Annotated in this window: 18 protein-coding genes; 6 read left to right on the top strand and 12 right to left on the bottom strand. The window is 40.6% G+C overall.

Annotation, left to right across the window (positions count from 1 at the left end; genetic code table 11):
* Positions 1-7: 7 nt before the first annotated feature.
* Complete coding sequence (locus tag FMM05_RS11135) at positions 8-3,820, top strand: glycosyl hydrolase (RefSeq protein ID WP_143373457.1); 3,813 nt, start codon at positions 8-10, stop codon at positions 3,818-3,820.
* Between the two features lie 172 nt (positions 3,821-3,992).
* On the top strand, positions 3,993-4,598 hold the full coding sequence (locus FMM05_RS11130) for an FMN-dependent NADH-azoreductase (RefSeq protein WP_185965565.1): 606 nt from the start codon (positions 3,993-3,995) through the stop codon (positions 4,596-4,598).
* Between the two features lie 166 nt (positions 4,599-4,764).
* Here the strand turns inward: FMM05_RS11130 and FMM05_RS11125 are convergent, their stop codons facing one another.
* Entirely contained in the window at positions 4,765-7,245 is a 2,481-nt protein-coding gene (locus FMM05_RS11125; protein ID WP_143373455.1) for a beta-glucosidase, read from the bottom strand.
* A gap of 207 nt (positions 7,246-7,452) precedes the next feature.
* Between FMM05_RS11125 and FMM05_RS11120 the strand changes: the two genes are divergently transcribed.
* Complete coding sequence (locus tag FMM05_RS11120; protein WP_143373454.1) at positions 7,453-7,899, top strand: response regulator; 447 nt, start codon at positions 7,453-7,455, stop codon at positions 7,897-7,899.
* A gap of 176 nt (positions 7,900-8,075) precedes the next feature.
* Positions 8,076-8,369, top strand: coding sequence for a hypothetical protein (locus tag FMM05_RS11115; protein WP_143373453.1), 294 nt, complete (start codon positions 8,076-8,078; stop codon positions 8,367-8,369).
* Positions 8,370-8,529: 160 nt separating this feature from the next.
* Here the strand turns inward: FMM05_RS11115 and FMM05_RS11110 are convergent, their stop codons facing one another.
* The 5 genes from FMM05_RS11110 to nudK form a co-directional block, all read right to left on the bottom strand.
* A complete protein-coding gene (locus FMM05_RS11110) occupies positions 8,530-10,389 on the bottom strand; it encodes a WG repeat-containing protein (RefSeq protein WP_143373452.1) in 1,860 nt (619 codons plus the stop codon).
* Positions 10,390-10,444: 55 nt separating this feature from the next.
* Positions 10,445-10,900: a hypothetical protein gene (locus FMM05_RS11105; RefSeq protein WP_143373451.1), complete on the bottom strand. Its 456-nt coding sequence runs from the start codon at positions 10,898-10,900 to the stop codon at positions 10,445-10,447.
* A gap of 581 nt (positions 10,901-11,481) precedes the next feature.
* Positions 11,482-12,501 carry an LLM class flavin-dependent oxidoreductase gene (locus FMM05_RS11100; protein ID WP_143373450.1) on the bottom strand — a complete coding sequence of 340 codons (1,020 nt, stop codon included), beginning with the start codon at positions 12,499-12,501 and terminating at the stop codon, positions 11,482-11,484.
* Positions 12,502-12,560: 59 nt separating this feature from the next.
* Positions 12,561-14,867 carry an acyl-CoA dehydrogenase family protein gene (locus FMM05_RS11095; protein ID WP_143373449.1) on the bottom strand — a complete coding sequence of 769 codons (2,307 nt, stop codon included), beginning with the start codon at positions 14,865-14,867 and terminating at the stop codon, positions 12,561-12,563.
* Between the two features lie 181 nt (positions 14,868-15,048).
* The gene (nudK, locus tag FMM05_RS11090; protein ID WP_143373448.1) at positions 15,049-15,636 is read right to left on the bottom strand and encodes a GDP-mannose pyrophosphatase NudK; all 588 of its coding nucleotides are present in this window, start codon (positions 15,634-15,636) and stop codon (positions 15,049-15,051) included.
* A 139-nt stretch (positions 15,637-15,775) separates the two neighbouring features.
* On the opposite strand from nudK, the gene FMM05_RS11085 reads away from it, so the two are divergent.
* Positions 15,776-17,557 (top strand): T9SS type A sorting domain-containing protein, encoded by a 1,782-nt coding sequence (locus FMM05_RS11085; protein ID WP_143373447.1) that lies wholly within the window; start codon positions 15,776-15,778, stop codon positions 17,555-17,557.
* A gap of 226 nt (positions 17,558-17,783) precedes the next feature.
* A complete protein-coding gene (locus FMM05_RS11080) occupies positions 17,784-18,194 on the top strand; it encodes a hypothetical protein (RefSeq protein ID WP_143373446.1) in 411 nt (136 codons plus the stop codon).
* Between the two features lie 390 nt (positions 18,195-18,584).
* Here the strand turns inward: FMM05_RS11080 and FMM05_RS11075 are convergent, their stop codons facing one another.
* The 6 genes from FMM05_RS11075 to FMM05_RS11055 form a co-directional block, all read right to left on the bottom strand.
* Positions 18,585-20,657 carry a cytochrome c biogenesis protein CcdA gene (locus FMM05_RS11075; protein ID WP_143373445.1) on the bottom strand — a complete coding sequence of 691 codons (2,073 nt, stop codon included), beginning with the start codon at positions 20,655-20,657 and terminating at the stop codon, positions 18,585-18,587.
* Complete coding sequence (tilS, locus tag FMM05_RS11070) at positions 20,644-21,969, bottom strand: tRNA lysidine(34) synthetase TilS (RefSeq protein ID WP_143373444.1); 1,326 nt, start codon at positions 21,967-21,969, stop codon at positions 20,644-20,646. Before tilS ends, FMM05_RS11075 begins: the two co-directional genes overlap by 14 nt.
* Positions 21,970-22,044: 75 nt before the next feature.
* Positions 22,045-23,352, bottom strand: coding sequence for an anthranilate synthase component I family protein (locus FMM05_RS11065; RefSeq protein ID WP_143373443.1), 1,308 nt, complete (start codon positions 23,350-23,352; stop codon positions 22,045-22,047).
* Positions 23,353-23,408: 56 nt separating this feature from the next.
* Positions 23,409-23,579 (bottom strand): hypothetical protein, encoded by a 171-nt coding sequence (locus FMM05_RS20990; protein ID WP_185965564.1) that lies wholly within the window; start codon positions 23,577-23,579, stop codon positions 23,409-23,411.
* 152 nt (positions 23,580-23,731) lie between these two features.
* Positions 23,732-25,138, bottom strand: a complete 1,407-nt coding sequence (gene lpdA / locus FMM05_RS11060) for a dihydrolipoyl dehydrogenase (RefSeq protein ID WP_143373442.1) — start codon at positions 25,136-25,138, stop codon at positions 23,732-23,734.
* A 163-nt stretch (positions 25,139-25,301) separates the two neighbouring features.
* Entirely contained in the window at positions 25,302-26,942 is a 1,641-nt protein-coding gene (locus FMM05_RS11055; protein ID WP_143373441.1) for a carboxylesterase/lipase family protein, read from the bottom strand.
* Positions 26,943-26,987 lie beyond the last annotated feature (45 nt).

The raw sequence follows: 26,987 nt of genomic DNA, 5'->3' as shown, positions 1-26,987 counted from the left end.
TATTATTATGAAACACATTTATTTGTGTGCGGCAGCGCTTGCTTTAGGAGTATGGCAGACCAATGCGCAAACCCCTGTAGCGGCAGGATCCGGCAGTTATGCCAGTTCTATGCCGGCTTCAGAGAACATCGACTGGAACAATGACGGCGTGGGAGACATCTTTCCCTTTATTAACGATCAGCCCATTTATGTGCAATCGGGAGAAACACGCCCAATCCCTACAAACGACTGGTGGACGAGCCTGCTTGTAGAACAGTACAGCGGCCAGCTTTGGGCATACCCACTTATGGTAGATGCCGAGAGCTTTGGCCCGGTAATTTATTTTCCCACTACTTTTAACGCTAACGGCGACAACTTGATGCCGGGAACGGGTTTACAGGTAAGAGCAACCGGATATACTCCGGAAAAAGCTATTGCAAAAGACTGGAACGACTGGGGCGTGGTTATGGGCATGCCCGATGCCGCACACAACAAAAACATTGATGTAACCATGGCGCACGGCATACCGTTTGTATGGCTGCAAACACAGGGTGTAAATCCGGAACTTTCGTTTACTGCCGGGGCAAGCTATTTTACGGCTGCAGGTGGTGCGGTAACCTTTCCAACCACAACTTCATTCGTGGTGCAAAGCGAGGGGCGCTATTTTGGCATACACCTGCCGGGCAATGCATCTGCCGAGATACAAAACCAGCAGTACGTACAAATAGACCTGGGCACATCGCAAACCATTAACAAAGTAAGCCTTAACTGGGAGGCCGCTTACGGTAAAGGCTATAGCGTGCAGGTTTCTACAAACGGCAGCACCTGGACACCTGTAACAACCATTACAAACGGCGATGGCGGTATAGATGATATTACCTTTGCCAACACCACAGCCCGCTATGTAAGGGTAACACTAAACGAACGCGGCACTATTTATGCCTATTCGCTTTGGGAAGTTTCGGTTTATAATGGCGCAACTTTACTTTCGCTGAACAAAACAGCCACAGCATCATCTACAGAAGCCAATTACTTTATTGCCAGCATTACCGATGGCAACACCGGTACCCGTTGGGCATCGGATGCATCTCAGGTAGAAAAACTGGTTATCAATACAGGTAACGGCAACAGTTATTTTGTGGTATCGGCCCTGCACAATGCGGCTGAACTTACTACTTATGAGACTTATGCCTTTAACCGCGTTACCGATACCCAGGTACTGTATGACTATACTGCCGGTACAGGCAAAGTAGCCACCACGTGGAATGTTACCACAAGCAACCTTAAAGGGCAGGCTAATGGCAATACTGTTCAGGGTTTCCTGCCGCATTTATATTACAACGCAGCCAACACCTTAAGTTTTGCTACCAATACCTACACTACCACACACGGTACGCTTAAAACGGCTATAGGTAAGTCGTTCAGCTTTACGTACGATTTTAAAGGTATTTTGCCCAACTACAATTCGCCCTACAGTAATAATGCCGATGCGCACCCGTATGATGCTAACGTAATGTTCGACCTTGTAACGCAGTTCAGTAAAAAACAGGGTTACGGCGGCGATACCTACTGGGGTGGTAAAGATTTGGTTAACTATGCCAAATACATGCTTATAGCTAAGGAAATTAACCACCAGGCGTATCCGTCATTAAAAGACAAAACCAAAGAGGCACTGGTTAATTGGCTAACGTATACCCCGGGCGAGACCGAGAAATTCTTTGCGCGTTACGACCGCTGGAAAGCCATTGTGGGCTTTAACGAGTCGTATGGGTCGTCACAGTTTACAGATAATCATTTTCATTACGGGTATTTAATACAGGCCTGCGCAATGTATGGTATGGTAGATCCGCAATTCTTAACCGATTATGCACCCATGATTAAACTTATTGCACAGCAATATGCTAACTGGAACCGCAACGATACATTCTTACCTTACCTGCGTACTTTCGACCCTTGGATTGGCCACAGCTATGCCGGTGGTACAAGCTCAGGCACGGGTAATAACCAGGAGTCAACATCAGAAGCAATGCAATCGTGGACGGGCCTTTTCCAGCTTGGCGATATGCTTAACGACGAAACCATAAGGGATGTTGCAGCGTTTGGCTATTCAGCCGAATCATATGCTACGTTAGAATATTGGTTTGACTGGAAGAACAGGAATTTCCCTGCGAATTATGCGCACGATATTGTGGGTATCTTATTTAATGGCGGCCTGGCTTATGGTACTTACTTTAGCGCCAGTCCCGTACATATACATGGTATACAATATTTACCGGTTAACCCTGGATTTAGATACCTTGCCCGAGATAAAAACTGGGCCGCAGGCGAATACAGCCGCTTGATGGGCGAGGCCCTTGCAGTTGACGGGCATAGCAGCGAACTTGATTTTGGCGATGACTGGGCGCACGTAGCCCTTGGTTTCCGCCAGTTGTATGACCCGCAATATGTGGCAGGCTTTATGGATACCAACCTTGCCCTTGCACCAACCGATCCTGATTATATTATGGATTATGAAGTGGCCGGTATGACATATTACTACACACACGCCAACCAGAATTTAGGGTCTTTCTCAGAAACGTACCGCACTAATTTTCCGCAGAGCAGCGTTTTTGAAAAGAACGGAACCTTTAGCTATGCCGTGGCTTTTAATCCTACGGCAAGCGCTAAAACCTGTACAGTTTACAACGCAACCAATGGGGTAGTGGCTACCTTTCAGGTGCCGGCGTATACTACAGTAACCTACCCAACATTGCCTACAACAGGCCAGCAGCCTACAGGCTGTTATGGTTTGGCGCCCGTAAGCGCAACGGCAACATCGGGCGGTACAAGTATTGCCGCTGCTATAGATGGTAACCTTGGTTCACGCTGGGAGAGTGCTTTTGCCGACCCTCAAACCTATACGGTAGACCTTGGCGTATCATCGCACGTAGAAACCATCTCATTAGTTTGGGAAGCTGCCAACGCTAAAGATTATACCCTTAGCGGCAGTAATGATGGTACCAACTGGAGCCCTATTGCTACTAAAACCAATATGCCTGCCGGTGCACGTACCGATGTAATTAACAACGTAAACGCCAACTACCGTTATGTAAGGATGATAGGCACAGCACGTACTATCCCATATGGTTATTCTATCTATGAATTCCAGATTTGTGGTGGCGCGGCATCAGCACAGCCATCGGCCTATGTAACATTACCGGCGCAAATTCAGGCGGAAGCCTATACCGCACAAACGGGAGTACAGCTGGAAACAACATCAGATACCGGAGGCGGGCAAAACGTGGGGTACATAGATACCAATGATTATATGGATTACCAGGTGTATGCGCCAACAGCAGGCAGCTACCCGGTACAATTCAGGATATCGAGTCCGTATACAGGTACAAGCATCCAACTGTTAAGCAACGGTAATGTAGTAGGGACTTATACTGTAACCAATACTGCAGGATGGCAAACCTGGGCAACCGTAAACGGTACTGTTGCACTACCTGCGGGCAACCAAACGTTGCGCCTAAGGGCAAATGTGGGCGGATTTAACCTTAACTGGTTTAACGTAGGTAATGTGGGCAGCGGTGCTAAATTGATAGGCAACGGAGGTAAACAAGACACTGCACAGGCACAGTTTACCAATGTTACCCAACTGTACCCTAATCCGGCACATGGTGTGTTCACGATTGTAACCGATAAAGATGCTGACATCAGTATTTACAGTATTAATGGAGCTTTATTAAAACAACAAGCTGTAAAACAGGGTAATACCCAAATTGATATTGATGGTTATGCAGCAGGCGTTTATTTTGTAAGCGTGGGCGAAAAAACCTTTAAACTGCTTGTAGAGTAACTTTTATATAACCTGTTTTTTGTGCAGTCAGCCCCTCGGTTTACCGAGGGGCTGACTTGCTTTTTACAGGGCTGCTTCCCTGTATGATAGGGCTATCAGCAGCTATAGTAGTTAATTACGGGTTGTTTATAACGGTAGTTTTGCTGTATAAACTTTAAAAACTACTTATATCATGAAGATATTAAATATTGTAAGCAGCATTAAAGGAGATGCGTCTTTTAGCATAAAACTGTCGGATGCTATCATCGAAAGTATAAAAAAAGAGCACCCTGAAAGTGTTGTAACAATCCGAAATGTGGCTCAAAATCCGTTTCCGTACCTGGAAGAAGTGCATTTTCAGTCGTTCTTTACGCCTGCAGAGAACCACACGCCGGAACATAAAGAGGCTATAAAACACAGTAACACAGCTATAGCAGAAATTTTTGATAACGATGTGATTATAATAGGGGTACCGTTCTACAACTTTGGCATACCATCTACCCTAAAATCGTGGATAGACCACATTTGCAGGAAGGGTATTACCTTTAATTATGACGGCGGCGCACCTAACGGTTTAGTTACCGGTAAAAAAGTATTTTTGGCTATTGCCTCAGGTGGGATATATTCTGATGGGCCAATGGTGGGCTACGACCACGCCGAGCCTTACCTGCGCTCTGTACTGGGCTTTTTAGGTATGACCGATATCACTACCTTTAGGTTAGAGGGTGTTAACTACCCTGACAATACCGATGCCGCAGTGTCTAAAGCCCTGGGCACAGTAGAAGAATTTGCCTTTTAATGGATTCCTGTTTTGTTTATGGTAGCACCCCTTCAGGCAACTGAGGGGGTGTTTTTTTTAGTAGAGACGCAATGTTTTGCGTCTTAATGGTGTTTATAAAACGAACAACCCCGCAGTTGCGGGGTTGTTTTATTAAGGGAGACGCAAGCATTGCGTCTCTACACAACTATTTAACCGTTATAGTACCTTTTAGTTTGATATCATCAGAGGCGGCGCCTACAAGGATCTCAAAAGTTCCGGCATCATAGCCAAAGGCTTTTTTGTCGGTTTTAAAATACGAAAATGCATCGGCATCCAGCTTGATGGTAACGGTTTTGGTTTCGCCTTTTTTAAGGAAAATTTTGTAGAAACCTTTAAGCTCTTTTGCAGGGCGTGCAACCGGGCTGTTAACCTGGTGAACGTAAACCTGCGCTACTTCGGCACCATCAAAATTACCTGCATTTTTAATTTTAAAGGTTAGCGTAGCATCTGCCGAACCGTTAGAGGTAATGTTTAAGTCAGAGTACTCAAACATAGTGTAAGACAGGCCGTAACCAAACGCAAATTGTGGTTTTACTACAGCGCTGTCATAATAACGGTAGCCAACGTTAAGGCCCTCTTTATACTCCACACGCTTGTCGCCATCCTTATCATAATAATTGTTGAAAGTAGGGTTATCTTCCCATTTTTTCTCGAAGCTTGCAGGGAGCTTTCCGCTTGGATTAACCCTGCCGGTAAGGATATCGGCTACAGCCGTACCACCTTCCTGGCCCGGATACCATGCATGTAATAACGCTTTGGTTTGAGGCAACCAGCTTTGCATGTTTAGATTACCACCGGCGTTAAGCACCACAACTGTTTTAGGGTTGGCTTTAGTTACAGCCTGTATAAGCTTGTCCTGGTATTCGGGCAACTCAAAACTACGGTCAAACCCTTCCGACTCCGACGAGCTGTTAAACCCAACCGAAACGATAGCTACATCGGCCTCTTTAGCGGCTTTTACTGCCCCGGCAAAATCTACAGCATCTTTAAACACTGCAAAAGCCAGTGAAGCGCCACCGGTAGCCTGGTAGTATTCTAATTTAATGGCATAATCTTTATTGGCTTTAAGTTCCAGTTCGGCACTCTTTAATGTAGCCGCGTGGTCTGACCACATATCTATAACCAGTTTACCATCTACATACAGGCGGAAACCGTCGTCGCCACGCACGCTAAACTTATACATATCGGCCTTTGCAACACGCACCACACCGGTGTAACGCGCAGAATAATCTGTTTCGCCAATGCCTTTTACTACGATTGCATTTTGTCCGCCCGAAGTAAAGTTGACCTGTGGAGTAACCATTTGTGCCACGGGCTTTCCTTCAAGGTTTTTATTGTTGAAAAATTCGGCTTTAAGCCCTGATGTTTTAGAATCTTTATCGGTAAACAGGGGAGAAGCTGCCACGTAGTTTTCTATTTGAGGTATGCTGTTGCCCACGTATACCACTTTAGCATTTGGCATGGCCTCCTGTATGCCTTTAAGCAGTGTAACATAATGAAACGGCTCAGTGTACGAGCTTCCGCCACCGGCAACGTTTAAGTCGGCATTAGGGCCTATAACGGCAATGGTTTTTACATCTTTATTTATCGGCAACACACTATCTTCGTTTTTTAGGAGCACCATACCGCCACGGGCAACATCAAGCGCAACTTGGCCGTTTTGAAGGTTGTCTTTAATCGTTTCTACCGCCTTGTAAGGGGTGTCATAAAAACCAAACCTGAATATAACGCGTAAAATGCGACGTACTTTATCGTCTATAACCTCTTCGCTTAACGCACCGCTTTTTATGGCAGGCAACAGGGTTTTGCGGTTCATAAAAGTACCGCTGGGCATTTCAAGATCCAAGCCGCCTTTGGCAGCAGCCACACCATCATAGGTAGCTACCCAGTCGCTCATAACAAGGCCGTCAAACTTCCATTCGCCTTTTAAAATTTCATTGTTAAGGTGGTTTTGCTGTGTGGCATGCTCGCCGTTAATAAGGTTGTAGCTGTCCATTACGGCGCCCACATTACCTTTAGTAACAGCGGCCTTAAAAGCAGGCAGGTAAATTTCGCGCAGGGTGCGTTCATCTATATCGCTGCTAACATGGTTACGATCCCATTCCTGGTTGTTGGCGGCAAAGTGCTTAACCGTAGCCACTACTTTTTGACTCTGAACGCCCTTTATATACCCCACAGCCATTTCGCCGGAAAGGTAAGGGTCTTCACCCAGGTACTCAAAATTACGGCCGTTCATTGGGGCACGGTAAATGTTTACGCCGGGAGCCAGCAGTATGTGTACGCCACGCTCACGGGCATCAACACCAAGGGCTTCGCCAAGCTTAAAGGCAAGATTCCTGTCCCACGAAGCTGCGGCAAGAACAGTGGCAGGGTAGGCGGTGGTATTGCCATAATTTCGGGTTCCCACGGGGCCATCGGTCATCTTGATCTGGGGCAGGCCAAGGCGGCTTATCTCCCTGATGTAAAAATCTTTGTACCCGCCAATGTAATCGATCTTTTCATCGAGGGTCATGGCATCGAGTAACGATTTTACCCTGTCTTCAACAGGGGCTTTGGCATCTTTGTAGGCCTGTGCATGTGCCATAGCGGTTACCACCAGGGCTGCAATAATTAAATGTTTGCGCATAATAAAAATGGATGTTTTGGAAAATTAAAGCGTAAATGTAAGAATTTTAAAGAAACCGATTTCGCAGTATTTATTGAGCTTGCTTTTAAAGTGCGTAAAATATTATAATAAAATATGTATAAAATTGACAAACAGTTACTTAAAATAAAGGTATATTTGACAATTGCTACCAAAACATGCCCACAAATTCATAACACACCTTACATCATGAATACCAATGGGGATATTATTATTGTAGAAGATGACCAGGACCACTGGGATGTTCTTTTAGAAGTTTTTGATGCCGTAATGAAAGAGCATAAATATGAAAATCGTGTAATTATTTTTGAGGATAGTACTATGGTTTTAGACTATCTTAAAGAATGTAAAGAAGAGCCTTTTTTAATAATTTCTGATGTTAACATGCCTTTTTTAAATGGCTATGAGCTTTACGAAAGCATTAATGGCGACCCTCATCTAAACCACAAAGCAACACCCTACATACTTATGAGCGGTGCCGGCATAAGGGATAAGTGGTTTAGCAACGCTACCCTTTTTGTGCAGGGTTATTTTGTAAAGCCTACCAGTTTTAAAGATTATAAACTGCTCGTGGCCGGTATTTTTGCGCACTGGTCTAAAAATTTGTTGCCCCAGATTAATACTATTATACATTAGTTTACTTTAACCCCTTACTTGTTAAGGGGTTATTTTATGCAGTATGGTTATGCAGATTATAACTTTTTTTGGATTTTCTTTAACATTTTAAATAAAACACGTTTGTATATTTACCGCACATCCTACTGTTAAATTACAATATAAAAGCAATTTTATTAACGTAGTTTACACCCATAATGGCTAATTTTAATAAAGCAGCCCTTCGCTATCAATATAATTGGAGTGAGCCTTTTAAGAATAAAAGGTACCTTCAGTTTACCGACGATGATATCATAGACCGAAGGAACGGCTATCATACCCTTGATTTTATCAACCGCTTTTTAACGTTGCACGGCCTTTATACATTTGATTATTTTAGAAAAGTAGAGGTAATGATATGCAGGTATATGCCCGAGCAATTAGATACCCGTGGCGAAATGAAAGACTGGCTGCGCAAAAACTGGAACACCCGGCTGCATGGTATAATGTAGTAGCGTTAGTTACCTTCTTTTTCGCGCGCCTCATAAATAACATCCCTAATAACCTGCTGTATGATCTCGGCATTTTTTTGAGGGTTAGCCAACAAGATTTTCATCATGTAATCTTTTGTAGGTCAGGAGAAATAAATTTTGCATGAAATATAGTCGCTTATTAATACGGATCCATTAATCCTAATGAGATGTGTGGGAGCTGAATTGTAAACTGTGCCGGATTTACCGATGCATCTATCGTATTACTATAAAGTGTTACTGTATTTTTACCCTCTAAATAATCTAATTTAGCTCTTATCTTGGTTTTTATTGCACCCTCATATAATGGCATTGTAAACTCCCAGTATTCATTTTGTTTAAGAGTTATGGTATGGTAGCTGTTACCACACCAGCTTGAGCGTAAATATTCTATATCTTTCCAGTTACCGGTACTATCAAGTGCCTGAAGTTTCATATCTAACCGGCTATCCTGTGCATTAAAAATTTTATTTCCTTTAGTGGTGTTGGCAATATAAATTTTGCAACCGTAATACTCATCGGCAAATAGCGCTTTTTTTGTAGTGTCAATAATTAGCGAAAGTTTATTTTTAGGAAAAGTCTCTTTGTTCACTTTTTTAGGAAAATTTTCAGATTCGGCCCAGCCATTATAATCTTTTCTTTTATCGGTTTGATAGGCCCAAAAATATCCATTCATCATATAATCAATATTTAAAGGCTTGGGTTGTTTACTAAGCTTTTGCTGCCAGATAATATTTCCCTGAGTATCAATGTATGTAAGCCTATTATTTACAATTGCTTTGAGCAATCCGTCATGAAACCCGGACCTGTCAAAATCCTGCATTATAGGTTTTAAAATAATTTCATCCTTGATTGTTGCAATGCCATAATAATATTCGGTATCATTATAAGTACGGTAAAACAGGTAATTATCAATAATACCAACGTCGTCAATTTCATCAAATTGTGGCTTTACCTTAAAATAGCCCATAGTATCAATTACACCCCAATAATCATTTACCTTAACAATTGCATAGTCACTTTTAAATTTTTTATCGAGCACATCATCATAAATAGAATCGCCAACTATTTTAAAATTGGTATCAATCATCATGTAATTGCCACTTTTCTTTTTTATGAATGCCCTTTTGTTAGAAAATTCATGGCAATAAGGAAAAAGCGTATCGTTAAATACTACATTTCCTTTTAAGTCAATATACCCGTCGTAAGATTTTGAACTGTCGCTTATAATGCCATTTTTCTCAGGTATCCAGTATTTATATAGGTTCACAACGGCATAGCCATCTGTAAAATCAGTGCTTATATAAGTCTGATTTTTATTTTCATATTTAAACAGCAAATTGCCTTTTGCATCAATTGCTCCGGATATAAGTTTGTTTTCATGGTTTTTAATCCCAACCCGTGCTATGCCATTTACATAAGGGTTTATTGCATATTTTCCTGTTGGTAAAATTGTATTGCCATTATTATCTATTAGCGATGAGCAGTATTCAGGTTCTTTATCAGTTTGTGAATTTGCAATTGCAATGCCATCTACAAATTCGCTAATATATGTGTAGGTTGTATCTATAGTGTATTTATGGGTACTGATATTGTAAATGCCCCATTTATCTGATTTGGTTTTTACCCGGTATAAACTGTCGTTAATTAAGTAAATTGATTTATATTGATCGTCTAATACCTTATCGCCCCTTGTATTTAATACTTGCTTCTTACCGTGTAATGTTGCTTCGGTTAGGCCATTATAGAACTCGTAAATATAGTCGTATTTGGGTTTAGCAATATAATTACCTAAACTATCTATTATGCCGTACAAACCATCCTGCCTTACCGCGGCAACACCATTAGCAAAGTCGGTTCCATTATTGTAAACCGGCGGTATAATAACAGCGCCCTTATTATTTATATAACCAATTTTATCGTTCTCAATTATTTTGAACATCGATTGCTGCGCAAAAAGATGTGCCGATGTAAAAAAGACAAACAAAATAATGTATTTCATTTTGCAGAAGGAGTTTCTGCCAAATGTATAAAAATATGCGATAGGTACTTAAACCCTACTTCAATTTTACCATATCGCCTACCCAGAGGTCCTTAACCGTTTCGCCGGTTTCTAATAGCATTTCAAATTTGGGGTGTTTGCCGTTCTCTGTACTAAAATCTTCCCAATGCGAATCGTTTAGCCACTCCCAGCGTTTAAAAATTTGTGTGTTATAAAAGTCTTTAAAAATGTTGCTCTCAAATTGCAGTAGTTTTTCGGCTATTTCCCGCGTGGGGCGCACCTTTTCCCAAAACAGGCGCTTATAAGGCTTATGAATATCATCGGTAATATAAATAACTGCCGAGTAACCTGTGGTTGTACTGCCATTAACCGTTTCGTATACCATTTTGGTAATGTAAAAGTTCTTGCGTAAAACTGCCACTCTTATAACCTCTACATCATCTACAATATACGTTTGTGCCGTAGCGGGCAGCACGGGAGCTAATAAAAAAGCTAAAATTTTAAATTTCATAACAGGGGAGGTAATTTAAAGTAATAGCAAAATTGGCTAATTGTGAAGATAATTATTTGCGATGAATTACTTTAAAAGAGATCTCTGATCTTATATGAGTTTAACGATTTTATCGATGAATGGTACTCTATTATCTTACATCTGTCATTTGTTGTCTCATTTCTGAAATCTTAACTACTTTACTGGCTGCAAAGTTACAACACTATAAAACACGTAGTACTGAAGTGGTGGCTTCAGTACTACGTGTGGATATTTTTATTAAGGAATGATTTTAGTTTTTTAGAATTGAGAATTAAGTATTGAGATTAAGCAACAAAAAATCTTGCTAAAACAGCAAGTAACTAATCTAAATTCACAATACTAAAATTTCAATTCTATTAATGCTAAATTAGTATATACGATTTTTGAGATAGCCTCAAAAACATGCAAATTTAATGTACCAAAAGTGAAATATCAAAATTATAGTATTGATTTTCAGTATGTATATATTTTTTGTTTTTAGGCATTTCAAAATCCAAAAGTGAAATATTAAGCCTTTTTAAAAATAGCTGATTTTTGTAAACCATATACATTTGTACTATTTAATTTACAAATTTATATGTTTGAAACATTTCTGCAATTAACTCATATGAATGCTTTCTATGCTCAAAATCTTCTGCCCAGGTAGCTATCATGATCTCATCCACGTTATATTCTAATGCTAATTTTTCTATTTTTTGCTTCACCACCACAGGTGTACCGGCAATGAAACGGCCTCTGTTCCAGGCAATTCGGGCACGCTGGTGCATGGTGTAGTTCATCGTTTTAATTTCCTCGGCAGAAGGCAGGTCGCCCGTGGCACCCATCTCAATATGCAGCATGCGGTAGTCAAATTCGGCCACCCATTCATCCACATTTGCCTGATTTTCATTGCAATACGCAAAAATTCCCACATTAACCTGGGGTTCTGCCAGCTCAGGGCTTGGCTTAAAGCTGTCGCGGTAAATGGCCACAACCTCAGGCCCTCCCACCGGATTTATGAAGTGGGCAAACGATAGCGCCATGCCAAAATGCGCCGCAAACTGGGCGCTCCCACCACTTGACGTAAGTATCCAGAACTCAGGCATAATCTCAGGAATAGGGTAGGCCTTAACCTTTTCATGCACGGTATCAGGTAGTTCTTCGTCACGTAAATATGCCTGAACGTCAACCAGTTGCTCGTAAAATTGCTTCTCGCTAAATGTATTTGCCGGGTTTAATAGTTGCGCTGAAAGCCTGTCGCCACCCGGTGCACGGCCAATGCCAAAGTCGATACGGCCGGGAAATAATGTGGCCAGCATACCAAAGTTCTCGCTGACTTTCAGGGAAGTATGGTTGGGAAGCATGATTCCGCCCGACCCTACACGTATACGTTCTGACTTGGCAGCCAGGTAGGGGATCAGTACTTCGGGCGTGGTACCGGCAACCAGTTTAAAGTTGTGGTGCTCACTAACCCAGTAGCGTTCAAAACCCAGTTGATCAGCCAGTTGTACTAATTCACCTGACTCTTTTAGTGCTTGTTGCGCGTTGCTGTTCCTGCCAATTTGCGACTGGTCCAGCACGCTTATTTTGATATTTTTCATTATAAATTCGCTAATATGTAATATACAAAGTTACAGATAAAATTGGTAACCTGTACATTTTACGCCTCAGCTGCTTTGGTAGTGGCAATGAGCCCCAGGCAACTTTCAGGGATATTAAAGGCATTAACCAGCGGCACAGCATCCTGACGGATCTCCCAGCACAACTGGCTTACAAGCTTTCTAACTGCCTTTGTTTTAACGCCTTCCATATAGCCCTGCTCTAAATACCAAGCTTTGTGCTCTTCTATTTTATTTAGCGCAAAGAGGTTGTAAAGTTGGCTAAGCACTTCTTTAAGCGACTCATCTTCAGTCTCCTGTAATTTAATTTGAAATTGCTCCAGCACAACCCTGTCTAAGTAGCTATCGGCAATTTGCAGCATGTGCGGATGCATAATATTAGCAGCATCAAATGCATCAAGGCCATCATCTACCAGCTTTTTAAAACGCTTCGCGGCAGAACCCACAATTTCCTTCTCCCGGTACGTAAATGCCTGTAAATGAAAGGCTGGGTCTTTTAAATGAGCGTCATTAGTATTGCGGGTAGCAATAGGGTTTTTCTCGGTAATACTGGTTTTAGCCTTATCTACCACATAGTTAAAAATGGTAGAGACATTCATCTCTCCGTACTGTTTACGGAATTCGCCTAACCTGTTCTTAGCCGTAAGTTGCGTAAGCACAGTATTATCGCCCTCAAAAGTGGTATAAATTTCGGTGTCATTTTTAAGGTCGTCTATGCGGTTTTCGCTCAGGTAACCCTTGCCACCACAGGCCTCGCGGCATTCCTGCAACGTATTGCGGGCATTCCAGGTTGTGTAGGCTTTAAGGCCGGCTGCAAGCGCTTCAATTTCCTGCATTTCTTCTTCCTTACGGTTGATGAAACGTTTGGTAAGATACTGTAAACCAAAGGTCAATGCATACGAATTTGCCAGATAAGGCATAAGCCTGCGCTGGTGCATGCGGTAGTTTAAAATAGGCACTTCATTACCACCTTCGGGTCCAAACTGCCTGCGTTTATCGCTGTATTTGATGGTTGTGGCCAACCCCGTTTTAGAAGCCGCCAATGCCGATCTCGGGATGCCTATCCTGCCGCCCACAAGCGTTCCTAACATAGTGAAAAAGCGCCGGTTATCGCTTGGTATAGGGCTTTCAAATTCTCCAGCTTGGTTAACGCTGGCAAATTTATCGAGCATGTCTTCGTGCGGTATAACCACATTTTTAAACGTAATAATGCCGTTATCAACGCCGTTTAAGCCCATTTTATGACCGCAATCTTCAATAGTGATGCCAGGCAGCACTTCTTTGTTTTTGTTGCGTATAGGCACCACAAATGCGTTAACGCCGTAGTCTTTGCCGTCTATTATAAGCTTAGCAAAAACAGTAGCCATTTCGCCGTGGTTGGCCGCATTGCCTATATACTCTTTACGATCGTATTTCTCTGGGGTATTTATTATAAATGTCCTGTTAGCGTGGTTGTATGTGGCCGTTGTGTGGATACCTTTAACGTTAGACCCATGATGGGTCTCGGTCATGGCAAAACAGCCCGGAAGCTCCAGCGTTCCTGCACCTTTTAGGTACTTATTAAAGTGCTTATCGGTACCCAGGAACATAACGCTCATACCCCAAAGCCCAAACTGCACCCCAAATTTAATAACAAGGCTAAGATCATGGTAGCTAAGGGTTTCCATAATGGCAAAATAGCCTTCAATATCATCTTTACCGCCCTGGGCCTTAGGGTAAGCGTACGATCCTAAGCCCTCATTAGCCAGTATTTTGCACCAGCCTAATACCTTCTCTCTAAATTCGGCCACATCGGTAGGGATATCCAGCTTAAAAGCCTCACTACCAATAATCGATTTCACTTTATTGATAATATATGCCTGGTTACCGTCCAGTAAATCAGTCATTTTCTGAACATTAAAGCTCTCAACAGTGTTATGTTCCTGGGTTAGTGTTTTTTCGCTTCGGCGAAAGCCGGAAATCACTTCGCGGCCCATGATACCTAAGCCGGTTTCGAGCCTGGCGAATGCCGGGGCAATTTTAGCAATGTCCTCATTACTGATAGCAGGCCTTTCGGCATTGGCAATCAACAAACCAAGATCGGTAAGGCTGTTGATATTCTTACTGCTGTCAATAGCCTGGTTTATCTTTTCCTTCCAATGAAAAAGTTCCGATCGGGAAGGAGGGGAGTCCAGCGTTATTTTAGATTTTAAAAAGCCTTTTTCGGCTTTTGTAAGCCAGTCTTGCTCGTTTATAAAATCAGATATTGTAGTAAATTCTTTGTTGGTAAGCACGTCGTCCTGCCAGGCGTGGTATATAACAGGCAGTAATATAGCGAGTTTGGGGTCGTTATTAAAGGTAATGTCCATTTTGTAAATTTTATCCTTAAAAATAAGCAATTACTTACAGACGGAAGTTTAAAGTGATGTTAAAGATAAGGCACAAAGTTATAGAGTTACAAAGTGGCAAATTTTATTTGCAAATATTTACATAACACATGAGTCAAATTCCTAATACTTTGTCACTTTGCCACTTTGTGACTCTGTAACTTTATTGCTGCTTAAAGATTCCATTCAAAGCTGCATACTGCAATAACATTATAGTCTTGGCATCTTTAATTTCGCCATTGGCCATCATTTTAAGGGCATCGTTAAACTTAAGTTCCAGTACTTCAATGTTTTCCTGTTCCTTTTCAAGTCCGCCGCCATCGCCGGTTTTCATATCGTCAGAGTAAGTGGCAACAAAAAAATATAGCATTTCAGTTACCGATCCCGGCGACATATATACCTCCATAACCCTTTTAACTTCGGTTAGGGTGTAGCCCGTTTCTTCTTCAGTTTCCCGCCTAATGCATTCTTCAGGGTCGTTTTCATCTAAAAGTCCCGCACAGGCCTCAATCATCATTCCTGTATCATTGCCGTTAAACCAAGTGGGCAATCTGAACTGGCGTGTAAGTATTACGGTTTGTTTTTCTTTGTTATATAATAAAATTGTAGCACCATTACCACGGTTATACACTTCGCGTTCCTGAACCTGAACGGTACCGTTATAAAGGGTATGTTCATACTTTACTTTATTGAGTTTGCCCCAATTATCCGATAATATTGTTGTAGAAAGTACAGTTGTTTTAGGTTTCATTCTTATTTTTTTGGTTGTTAACGCAATATAACAAGAAATATTTCACAAAATAGATGGCCTCATGTTATATTAATAGATATACTATCAATAACAATTAATTATATTTGAAGAACTATTAATCGCAATAAACTACTATACTATGGTTAAAATTACCTTATCTATTAACAAATTATTTAAATTATTGCTATTCTCAGCACTTACGTGCGGAAGCCTTAATGCCCAACAATGCCCTACAAATATTACTATTGTGAGTGATGACGATCAGTGCGGGGCATTAGTAAGCTATCTTGTTGCTGGGGGCGGGGCTACGCAGTCGGCTAATGGGGTTGTAAACCCTAATGGAGCCAATGGCCTTACCGGGTGGACAAACAGTACTGCTTTTGGTACATCGTGGGTTGTATCAGGCAGTGGGTTTATATCGTCTTACAATTCCGGATCGATGTCACAGGTTATAGACCTGACAACCATGGGGATGACCGATGCGTATATGGATACGCTACCGGCTATAACGGTATCTGAGCAGTATATGGGCGGAACTCCAAATGTTGGAGATACGTATAACCTTACAGTACAGCTTAGGGGGGAGGCAGATAATATTCTTGCTACTTATACTACGGGTAATGTTACCTGTACTGCGGCATGGCAAACAGCATCGCATGTATTTACGGGCTATCCGGCAGGGGTAAGGAAGATTTTCTTTCAGCACACCGGTGATGATGCCGAATTTTGGGCCGGTAACTATGGTGCCATGACTACAAATTCAACAGTAACTGTAGCTGTACCAACCAGTACTGTAGTTCAAACAACAGGAATTGCAAGCGGGGAGGTATTCCCAATAGGTACTACTACCAATACGTTTACCATTACCAGCGAAGATAATGTGGTTACCACCTGTACTTTTGATGTTATTGTTACCGATGGCCAGGCCCCGGTTGCTATCGCTCAAAATTTTACTGCGGTTCTTGATGGATATGGTATTGCTACGGTTGCCGCCGAAGATATCAATAACGAATCTACCGATAATTGTACCAACCTCACATATAGCCTTGATGTAACGGAATTTACCTGTGAAGACCTGGGTGAGAATACGGTAACACTTTCGGTTAGCGATGGAACTAATACAACTACCGCCACTGCAATTATAACAGTTGTAGATGAAACGGCACCCGTAATAGTATTTGAAGATGCTACAATTGAGGTAGATAACGACGGAAACGTTACTATTTTATCCGAAGAAATACTTGCTGCTTCTACCGATAACTGTAGTGTTGCAACATACACCATATCGCCGGCATCATTAAGCTGTGCCAATCTTGGCCCTAATGAAGTAACAGTTACAGTTACCGATGCAAGTGGAAATTCATCAACCGAAACTGCTACAATTACGGTTACAGATGCTACAGCACCAACGGTTATTACTCAGAATATTACACTTTCTTTACCGGAAGTGACATTGATATCAATTAACGAACTGGATATTGATAACGGATCGTTTGATAATTGCGGAATTTCATCTTATAGTTTAGATACACAGGTATTTACTTGCGAAAACATAGGCGAAAATACGGTTACACTTACAATTACTGATAATAACGGAAATACATCTACCGGAACTGCCATTGTTACTATTGAAGATCCTAATGCTTACTGCCCGCAAACAGTAGGAATTGAGGGTTTTGATCTTAACGATTCGATTATAATTTATCCCAATCCAACTAAGGGCAGTATATCTTTTGATGCAGGTAGATTAATAGTAAGTAAAATTGAAATGTTTGATGTTAGTGCAAGGCTTGTAAAAAGCTTTGATGTAGCAGCATCCGGTGTATTTATAACCGATTTAAGCTCCTTTAATGCAGGTATTTATTTCGCTAAAATTTATAGCGCAGATGCCTTTGTTGTAAAACGAATTGTAAAAGAATAATTTATAAAATCAGTACTTATAAGTTTCTTAGAGAACCGGCAATATGCCGGTTCTTTTTGTTTAAGTAAAAAATGTAAATTTCTTATATTGAATTAGTTATAAAGCATATTAGTGATATTAATTTTTCAGACATCTTCGAATATTTAACAGTTAAAGCATCTTAATTATGCGGGCATTTCGGTCAATTATTATATATTTACAGCATAAATACTAAAAACTCAACACCATGAAAAAACTACTTTTAGGCTCATTACTGGCTTTAAGTTTAAGCTTATCTGCACAAACTTCAGAGAAAAATGTTCCGTTAGCGCGCAAGGATTATGATAGCTTTATGAAGATAAAAGGCCTTAATGCATTTAAAACATTTACAGATGTGCCGGAAGAAGTTACTCAGGTAAGCGCCGGTACGGTTGTTCTTAAAACAGTAGCCAAAACACCTCAATATACATTAACTATAACAGCCGATGGCGAATGGCAATTTGCAATGAGCGCTAAAAAACAAACCTATTATTTAAGGTTTGTAAGTGGTAATCTTGTTGGATATTCATTATTTATACAGCCAACAGGAGAAACATCTTTGGTATATTATGATAACAACAAAGTTGTATTTCAGGAGAACCTTAAAGTTGTAAAATAATGATTTTATTGTAAAATAGAAATTATCTAAAATTGATAATTATCATAAAGCAACTATCAATTTTAAGTTGACCTTAAGAATTGAAATTGTAAATTTGCATCCGGCAAACGGTTGTTAATTAATTTGTGATGAAGTTATAAGATAACCATCTTGCTAAAGCCCCTTAATTGGGGCTTTTATATTTTAAACACTAAAATAAGCTCTATCCTACTTTTTTACATTTTATAAATATTGACTTATAATGTATATTATGTAAAATAGTATTTATTATTATAACCTACACTTGAGTATAAATTAACTGATCAACTCTTATTTTGTATTTGCAATCATCTAAAGTAAAAGAGCACATTGTACAAATACAATGTGCTCTTCAAATAAATTTAAAACTTACTATTTAAAGTTAGCAACGCCTTGCTGAAGCCATTTTAAATACTCCTGAATATCCGGTGTGTATGCTACTGGCTCATTAAGATTTTTCTCATCTAAACCCATTAATACATAATACGGCCTGGCATTAGAATTGTATTTGCCTAACTGAAAATCGCTCCATTTTTTACCAACGGTTGTAATTTTCCTGCCTGAGTATTTAGATATAAATTGTTCGTTTTCCGGCAAATCAATTTGTTCGTCTCCGTAAAGAGAAATTAAGACAACATCATTTTTAAGGATGGTTAAAACTTCCGGATCTACCCATACGCCTTCTTCCATTTTACGGCAGTTAACGCAGGCACGGCCGGTAAAATCAAGCAATACAGGTTTCTTAACCGTTTTTGCGTAGGCTAATCCTTTATCATAATCTTCAAAAGCTACTATGCCATGTACGGCTACTTTAGCACCGTCAGGCAATTTTTCGGTTGATGCAACCGGAGCTGCGCCTGATCCTCCAAAACCAAACGGCGACTCGCTATAATTTAAAGGTGGTGTAATTCCGCTCAGTAATTTTAACGGAGCGCCCCATAATCCCGGAACTAAATAAACTGTAAAAGCAAAGGCCAATACGCCCAATAGCATCCTGCCTACCGATAAAAACGGTACCGGTGAATCGTGAGGCATAGAAAACTTTCCGAAGAGATATAATGCCAACACAGCAAAAATAGCTATCCAGATGCCTAAAAACACTTCTCTTTCGAGTAAATGCAATTGTAATACAAGATCTGCATTCGATAAAAATTTGAAAGCTAATGCAAGTTCTATAAATCCAAAAACAACTTTGACAGTATTAAGCCATCCGCCAGATTTTGGCAGGTTAGCCATAAGGCTTGGGAACAAAGCAAACACCATAAAGGGCATAGCAAGGCCAAGTCCAAAACCAAACATAGCAAGGCTTACCAGTGTAGCACCACCATCTGAAGATAATACCGTTCCAAACACTAAACCTAAGGCTGGGCCCGTACAGCTAAATGATACAATTATAAGAGTAAGTGCCATAAAGAAAATACCCGCCAAACCGCCTAAGTTAGAAGCGTTATCAGCCTTATTAGCAAGGCTGCTTGGAATTGTGATCTCAAAAGCACCAAAGAATGATATTGAAAATATCACAAAAACCAAAAAGAAAAAGATGTTAAGGTATACGTTAGTAGATATATCGGCAAAGATATTACCATCTAAACCTTCAAAAATATGGAAAGGCAACGACAGCAATACATAAATGGCAATGATACAAATACCATAAAATACAGCATTGAATTTACCTTTAGCTTTACTGGTATTTTGTTTGATGAAAAAACTCACCGTCATGGGTATCATTGGGAAAACACATGGTGTAAAGGTTACAAAAATACCCGCAAGCAAGGTTCCTAAAAATATATTCCAGGGGTCAATATCCCCTTCTTTTTCTTTAGTAGATTTTGTTACCGGTTCAGCAGTTGACGTATTATTGTCTGTACTTGGCGCTACAGCGGCCTTTGCAGTATCAACAACTGTAGTGGCGGTATCCGCTTTAACTTCAGTTGTTTCTGGCTTTGCTACAGTTGCAGTTTTTATTTCAGTAAAGTTTTTTACTTCTTTAGCAGTCAGTTTGTTAATATTAAACTCAAACAAATTTTCGCCTTGTATACAAACCTCTTTACATACCTGATAATTTAATGAAACCTGAACAACTTCATTAGCCGGATTCGTTATTTTTACCGTTTGCCTAAGCTGTGCCGTATGACTCCAAAAGGTCTCGGTTACGCCAAAGGTTTCATTAAAAGCCTTTTCGGTTTTACTTTCTGCTGCTTTTCCAACAGGAGTATAATTACCTTTATTATTGTTAAAAACCACCTCAAGTGGTATGGCACCATTTTCATCGCTAAATTGCGAGTACATGTGCCAGTCGTTTTCTATAGTGGCGTTAAATACCAGTACGAATTCGGTATTTGATTTCTTTTCAATTTTAGATGTCCATTTTACAGGTTCTTTTACCTGGGCCTGGGCAATAAAAAAAGCGAATAGTAAAAAAAGTATTGTGCTAAGCTTTTTCATTGTTATTAAACTCTATTTTTAAAATTTGTGTTGTGTTTTCATTTGTTTTAAAGCGGTCATCTGCCCTATGGCCTATAATCCATACAATTTGGTTTTCAGAACATAAAAGCCAGGTACTCTCCTTATCACTTAACGACATTTTTTCGTCTTTAAAGTACTTTGAAACCTTTTTCTTGAGTCCTTTCATTCCAAGGGGATAAAAATAATCACCTTCCTGCCATTTGCGAACAAATAACGGAAATTTTATTAACTCATTATTAACATAAATTACATTTTTTGTTGAAATTTCATCAATTACTTCCACTTTTTGCAGCTTTAACCCTATCGGATTAGTAGTTTGTTGCATATTTTGTGTAATTTCATAAATCTCATTTTGCGCTTGCTGAAGCGGTTCCAGTATCAGTACTTCCCTATCTTTTAAGAGCCTGTAACCATTTGAAATTACATATTTACCCGATTGTGCTTCGGTTAGTCCATAAATATCATCCCAGGCTGTAAACCCAAACGGACTTAGCCACTGGTATAAATACGCTTTGTAATTAGGGAGCCTCTTTAATTGCAGGATATTTATGTGCTTTTGCCCTTCTTTCTCTGTTACCACTTCTTGATAAACCAATACTGTAGCATCCTGAAGCAAAGACTGTGCCTGCTGCAAATAATTTATGGTTTGAGTAAAAGAATCAGTAAACGATGGGTTGAGTGATTTTAAAATGGGCACCACATCGTGGCGCAGTTTGTTGCGTAGGTATTTATCAGACGCATTACTGCTGTCTTCACGCCAGGTAATGTTATTTTCCTTTGCGTATAATTCGATTTCATTGCGTGAAAATGGCAATAGCGGACGCACTACCCTATCGTTTTGTTGTGGTATCCCGGTTAAGCCTTCCAAACCTGTACCACGCGTAAAATTAATAAGGAACGTTTCTATAGAATCGTCCAAATGATGTGCTGTTAACAGGTAATCTAAACCATGTTCCTGTAACAATTCGTTAAACCAGAGGTAACGTAACTGCCTTGCAGCTACTTGAATAGATACTTTATTATCCTGAGCAAAAGCCTTTGTATTAAAGTTAGTTACAAAAATTGGGATATTATTAACCGACGCATAACTGCGGATAAAAGTTTCATCGCCATCACTTTCTTCTCCCCTTAGGTTAAAGTTGCAATGTGCTATGTAAATATCAAGCTGAAGCTGCTGTAATAAGTGAACCAAAACCATACTGTCTATACCCCCGCTTACAGCGAGTAAAAGCTTTTTATCTTTTAAAAAGGGCAGGTTTAAAGAAAGATGGTCCGTTAGTTTAGCAATCATTGTAAATAGCCGGAATGGCTTAATAAGTAAACTACAAATTTACTACATTTTAGCTTACAATAAACCAATACACTATCAGGTGTTTTCTAAAACGCTGCGCATGGCACGGGCTTTCAACAAGCATTCTTCATATTCCTTTTCAGGGATTGCCTGCGCGGTTATAGCACTGCCCACAGAGAACGAAACATATTTATTTACCGCATTGTATAAGATGCTACGAATAACCACATTAAAGTCAAAATCGCCCTCCGGTGTAAAATAACCTACTGCCCCACTGTACAGCCCACGGCGGGTTTCCTCCAGGTCTTCTATAATTTGCATGGCCGATATTTTTGGCGCACCCGTCATGCTACCCATCGGGAAAGTAGTCCTTATAACATCAACAGGGCTGTATTCTGAGCCAACGGTTGATACCACAGTAGAAATTAAATGATGCACCTGCTTAAAGCTATACGCCTCGCACAATTCATCTACATGAACAGAGTTTTTCTCTGCAGTGCGGGAAAGGTCGTTACGCACTAAATCTACGATCATTATATTTTCAGAGCGTTCTTTTTCGTTCACAAGGAGTTCCTGTTTCAGGGCCTCATCTTCAACAATATCAGCGCTTCGCCTGGCAGTACCTTTAATAGGTTGCGATATAACCTTACTTCCCTCCTTCTTTAAATAACGTTCGGGCGATGCCGAGAGTAAATATTGCTTATTATTTTTAAAGTAGGTTGCAAATGGTGGTTCTGATATGGCATTTAATTTTACAAATTTTTCAAGCGGATCGATGGTTGCATCTTCCGCATAAAATTCCATGCAAAAATTGGCTTCATAAATATCGCCACGGTAAATATGTTCCAGCATTTTACCGGCTTTTTCTAAATAACGTTCTTTAGAAATCCGCTGATCAATGGCTAATAGCTGTCGGTTGTCGGTTGATTGTTGCTGGTTGCTTGATGACTGTTGTTTGTTAATTTCCTCCCAGTCCGAATCAAGTTCATCATCGCACATATTTAAATAGCGCAATTCTACCAGGTCATCTTTTATCAGGAATATCTTTTTAGGCTGAAAGAAAAACAGGTCGGGGAAACCCAAACCATCAAAATTAGATGATTGGATAGCCTCGGTATCATTTTTAAGATCATATGATAAATAGCCAAACAGCCAGTCCTTAGTAGTTTGCTGATAGGTGTTAAGCTCATCAAAAGCGTTGTGGTAATCCGTCTGTATTGAAGTAAGTGCATCTACGGCCAATACAGCATCATAAGAGGTATAATTTTGATGGTAGTTGTTGCTGTCTAAAAATACCACCTCCCTAAACTGTTGCGCCCATTGAAGCAACAGTTGTTTAAATTGAGTAGGATCTTGTAATGTATGTAGTACCGAAGTTCTCAAGCAAAGTAATTTGAAGAACCAAAAGTACTAAGAATATACTGTGATTAAAAAACAAATTACTTTGCCTTTTTAGCAGATTCTTCTGTTTTATCTTTGGAAGATGTTTTTGATGCTGCTTTATCGCTCTCTGCCTTATTAACGTAGTTTTTTAACGTATCATAAAATCCTTTATCTGCATTAGAACTTTCAAGATTAGAAAATTCATTATTAGTGTCAAAAATACTCATAGTAAGTTTAGTGTTTCCAACAAATATAGGCATTATATACCGGCATTCTCATATTTATTGCTTCAAAACGAATAATTAATATGTTTTCCCCTCAAAAAACAACAAACCCCACTCTTTTCAGAATGGGGTTGCTTTTATATATGATAAATTTATTAAATATGGATAGCCCTGTTCTCTGTAGCGGCAAGTGCAGCTTCTTTAACAGCCTCAGCATATGTAGGGTGAGCATGAGACGACCTTGCAATGTCCTCAGCACTTGCTTTAAATTCCATTGCAATAACAGCTTCAGCAATAAGGTCGGCAGTACGTGCACCAATCATGTGAATACCTAAAACCTCGTCAGTCTTCGCATCCGCAAGGATTTTTACAAAACCGTCGGTATCCATACTTGCGCGGCTACGGCCAAGCGCTTTGAACGGGAAACTACCCGATTTGTACTCAACACCCGCTTCTTTAAGCTGCTCCTCTGTTTTACCAACAGCTGCAACTTCCGGCCAGGTATACACAACGCCCGGTATAAGGTTATAATCTATATGTGGTTTTTGGCCGGCAATAGTTTCGGCAACAAAAACACCTTCTTCTTCCGCTTTGTGGGCAAGCATTGCACCACGTATAACATCGCCAATAGCGTAAATGTTTGGTACACTTGTTTGTAAATGTTCATTAACTTCTACAATACCCCTATCAGATATTTTAACTCCGGCTTTATCTGCATTAAGGCCTTCGGTAAATGGACGGCGCCCTACTGAAACTAATGCATAATCGCCATCAAGTGTAATGGTTTCGCCTTTAGCATTTTCTGCCTGAACCTGCACATCGGCTCCGTTGCGCTCTACCGATTTTACTTTATGGGATGTGTAGAACTTCATGCCCTGTTTTTTAAGAACTTTGGTAAGCTCTTTACTAAGGCCGGCATCCATACCCGGAATAATACGGTCTAAATACTCCACTACCGATACCTGCGCACCAAGGCGAAGGTATACCTGGCCAAGCTCCAGGCCTATTACACCACCACCAATAACGATAAGGTGTTTAGGAACTTCTTTAAGCTTAAGCGCCTCTGTAGATGTGATTATTTTTTCTTTGTCGATTTTTATGAAAGGCAACGATGATGGTTTAGAACCCGTTGCTATAATGGTATTTTTAGCTTCGATAGTTTCATTAGAACCATCGTTTTTTGTAACTACAATGTGGGTAGCATCTTCAAACGATCCAACACCTTCAAAAACTGTGATCTTGTTTTTGTCCATAAGGTATTTAATACCGCTAACATTTTGATCTACAACGCCTTGTTTACGGGCTATCATTTGCTCAAAATTCACTTTAATTTCACCCGCAATATCAATACCGTGCTCTTTAAAATTTGAGTGTGCATCATGGTAATGGTGAGAAGAATCCAGCAATGCCTTACTTGGTATACAACCTACGTTTAGGCAGGTACCCCCAAGGGTTGGATATTTTTCTATAATTGCGGTTTTAAAACCTAATTGCGACGCCCTGATGGCTGCCACATATCCGCCGGGACCAGAACCTATAACGACTACGTCAAATGAACTCATAGTATATGTATTTGTATGGATTAAATTTTGTTACGCAAATTTAGGCAATATGATTTATATGAAGCTAAATAAAAAAGATTTTTTAGTCAAGGGCAACCCGTCCCGGTTTGCAGGTATGTAAGCACACTATTGACTTTTAAAAAAATTTTGGCAGGAAAATATTTTACTTTTTAGTCCTGTAATAATTGTCTAAAAATAAATAACGGGTCCTGTAAGGCTCTTTGTAAGCTTTGCTTTGCACATTAATATCCATAATGGTCATATCGCCGGTTGCTTTGTTTACTACTGGCCAGTTGGGCAAATTTTTACCGTTGGGGTTGCCTGTTTTAATAAAGTTAGCAAAGTAATCTTCGTTAAGTTCAGATACTTTATAATCATCATCTGTCCACTCAAAAATTGTATTGCTGGCGAGGTTGCCTAATGCATACTCAATATCCGATGCATGCGATGCACCCGCCAGCGGCTCAGGCATGGCATTCTCATCTTTTTTAGCGCCATCACCTTTAACAATGCCACCTGCAAGGCCCGATTTTGCATTGCCCATTTCGCTTTTCATTGGTGGCCTGGCACGCGAAAATTGATACACGTATACAGGTTGCCTGGCAGTTTTGCGGTGAAGATCAGCCCATTTCCAGGTGCTGTATACTATAAAATTATCGCTGGCTAAGGCTGTAGCCGATGTAATAGCCTCTTCCTGGGTGGTACCCGGATATAGTTTTAATACTTCAGCGGCTTTATCGCCATATTGTTCTTTTACACGCTTTGCATAATTTTCCGGACTCGGAAATTGCCCTTGCATAAACGCCTGATACGGAATTTCAGCCGACGTCCACCCTGCTAATAAGGGCACTTTAGCCTGCTCACCTGCATCAAAAGTTTCTAATGGTAGCTTGGTTAAAAAGTAACCGTCTACCACAGCTTTGGTATAAAATGCTCCCGGTTTGGCAGCTTCTTCTAACAACTGTTCGGCAGTTAACGCGCGTAAGGCGGCTAATGAGCCTGCTTTTATTTTTTCGGCAAATACCGTTCCATGTTTTTCATTATCTGCAAGTGGAATAGCATCAAGCGTTGGATTTATCATGGCACCGCTTTCGCCGATGGCACCGGCTATAAGTTCTTTAGATAGTGGTGACGCCATTTGTGCAGATACTGAAATAGATCCTGCCGACTCCCCTGCTATGGTTATTTTATTAGGGTCACCGCCAAAGGCCGCAATATTTTTCTTAACCCAAAGCAGCGCGGCATGCTGGTCTAATAAACCGTAATTGCCCGATGCATGACTAGGAGATTCCTTAGTAAGTTCCGGATGCGAAAAGAACCCAAAAATTCCAAGCCTGTAATTTAATGTAACGGTTACGATACCCTTTTCAGCAAGGCTTTCGCCGTCATAGCGGCGTTCGCTACCATCTCCGGCAACAAAGCCTCCACCGTAAAAATATACCAGTACCGGTAGTTTTTCAGTCGGTTTTTTTGCGGGGGTCCATACATTAAGGTACAGACAGTCTTCGCTCATTTTAGGCGAACGGAACATCATATCGCCAAATACAGCTTTTTGCATTCCGTTATTGCCAAATGCAGTTGCCTGGCGTACTCCCGTCCAATTTTTTGCAGGTTGGGGTGCTTTCCAACGCAAGTCCCCAACGGGTGGCTGTGCAAACGGAATACCCTTAAAACTTTGCACACCCGATTTTTCTGCAGTGCCTTCTAACAAGCCCTGCTCTACTTTTATTTGTGGCGCTTTTTGGGCCAGTGCCGGCATTGCTAATTGCAGCAATAATGCCAGTACCAAATATTTTTTAGTCATACTATGTGGTTTAATCATTTATAACAAATATAAAAAGAATTACCC

Origin of the sequence: Flavobacterium zepuense, from assembly GCF_007097145.1 — a bacterium.
Lineage (GTDB): Bacteria > Bacteroidota > Bacteroidia > Flavobacteriales > Flavobacteriaceae > Flavobacterium > Flavobacterium zepuense.
The sequence above is the reverse complement of the archived record's forward strand: the minus strand, read 5'-3'. Positions and strand labels throughout refer to the sequence as shown.

Coding starts and splice junctions, on each gene's coding strand:
- FMM05_RS11105 (WP_143373451.1), bottom strand. CDS start 10,900: ATGAAATTTAAAATTTTAGCTTTTTTATTAGCTCCCGTGCTGCCCGCT.
- FMM05_RS11095 (WP_143373449.1), bottom strand. CDS start 14,867: ATGGACATTACCTTTAATAACGACCCCAAACTCGCTATATTACTGCCT.
- FMM05_RS11125 (WP_143373455.1), bottom strand. CDS start 7,245: ATGCGCAAACATTTAATTATTGCAGCCCTGGTGGTAACCGCTATGGCA.
- FMM05_RS11130 (WP_185965565.1), top strand. CDS start 3,993: ATGAAGATATTAAATATTGTAAGCAGCATTAAAGGAGATGCGTCTTTT.
- tilS (WP_143373444.1), bottom strand. CDS start 21,969: ATGATTGCTAAACTAACGGACCATCTTTCTTTAAACCTGCCCTTTTTA.
- nudK (WP_143373448.1), bottom strand. CDS start 15,636: ATGAAACCTAAAACAACTGTACTTTCTACAACAATATTATCGGATAAT.
- FMM05_RS11110 (WP_143373452.1), bottom strand. CDS start 10,389: ATGAAATACATTATTTTGTTTGTCTTTTTTACATCGGCACATCTTTTT.
- FMM05_RS11135 (WP_143373457.1), top strand. CDS start 8: ATGAAACACATTTATTTGTGTGCGGCAGCGCTTGCTTTAGGAGTATGG.
- lpdA (WP_143373442.1), bottom strand. CDS start 25,138: ATGAGTTCATTTGACGTAGTCGTTATAGGTTCTGGTCCCGGCGGATAT.
- FMM05_RS11115 (WP_143373453.1), top strand. CDS start 8,076: ATGGCTAATTTTAATAAAGCAGCCCTTCGCTATCAATATAATTGGAGT.
- FMM05_RS11055 (WP_143373441.1), bottom strand. CDS start 26,942: ATGACTAAAAAATATTTGGTACTGGCATTATTGCTGCAATTAGCAATG.
- FMM05_RS11120 (WP_143373454.1), top strand. CDS start 7,453: ATGAATACCAATGGGGATATTATTATTGTAGAAGATGACCAGGACCAC.
- FMM05_RS11100 (WP_143373450.1), bottom strand. CDS start 12,501: ATGAAAAATATCAAAATAAGCGTGCTGGACCAGTCGCAAATTGGCAGG.
- FMM05_RS11085 (WP_143373447.1), top strand. CDS start 15,776: ATGGTTAAAATTACCTTATCTATTAACAAATTATTTAAATTATTGCTA.
- FMM05_RS20990 (WP_185965564.1), bottom strand. CDS start 23,579: ATGAGTATTTTTGACACTAATAATGAATTTTCTAATCTTGAAAGTTCT.
- FMM05_RS11075 (WP_143373445.1), bottom strand. CDS start 20,657: ATGAAAAAGCTTAGCACAATACTTTTTTTACTATTCGCTTTTTTTATT.
- FMM05_RS11080 (WP_143373446.1), top strand. CDS start 17,784: ATGAAAAAACTACTTTTAGGCTCATTACTGGCTTTAAGTTTAAGCTTA.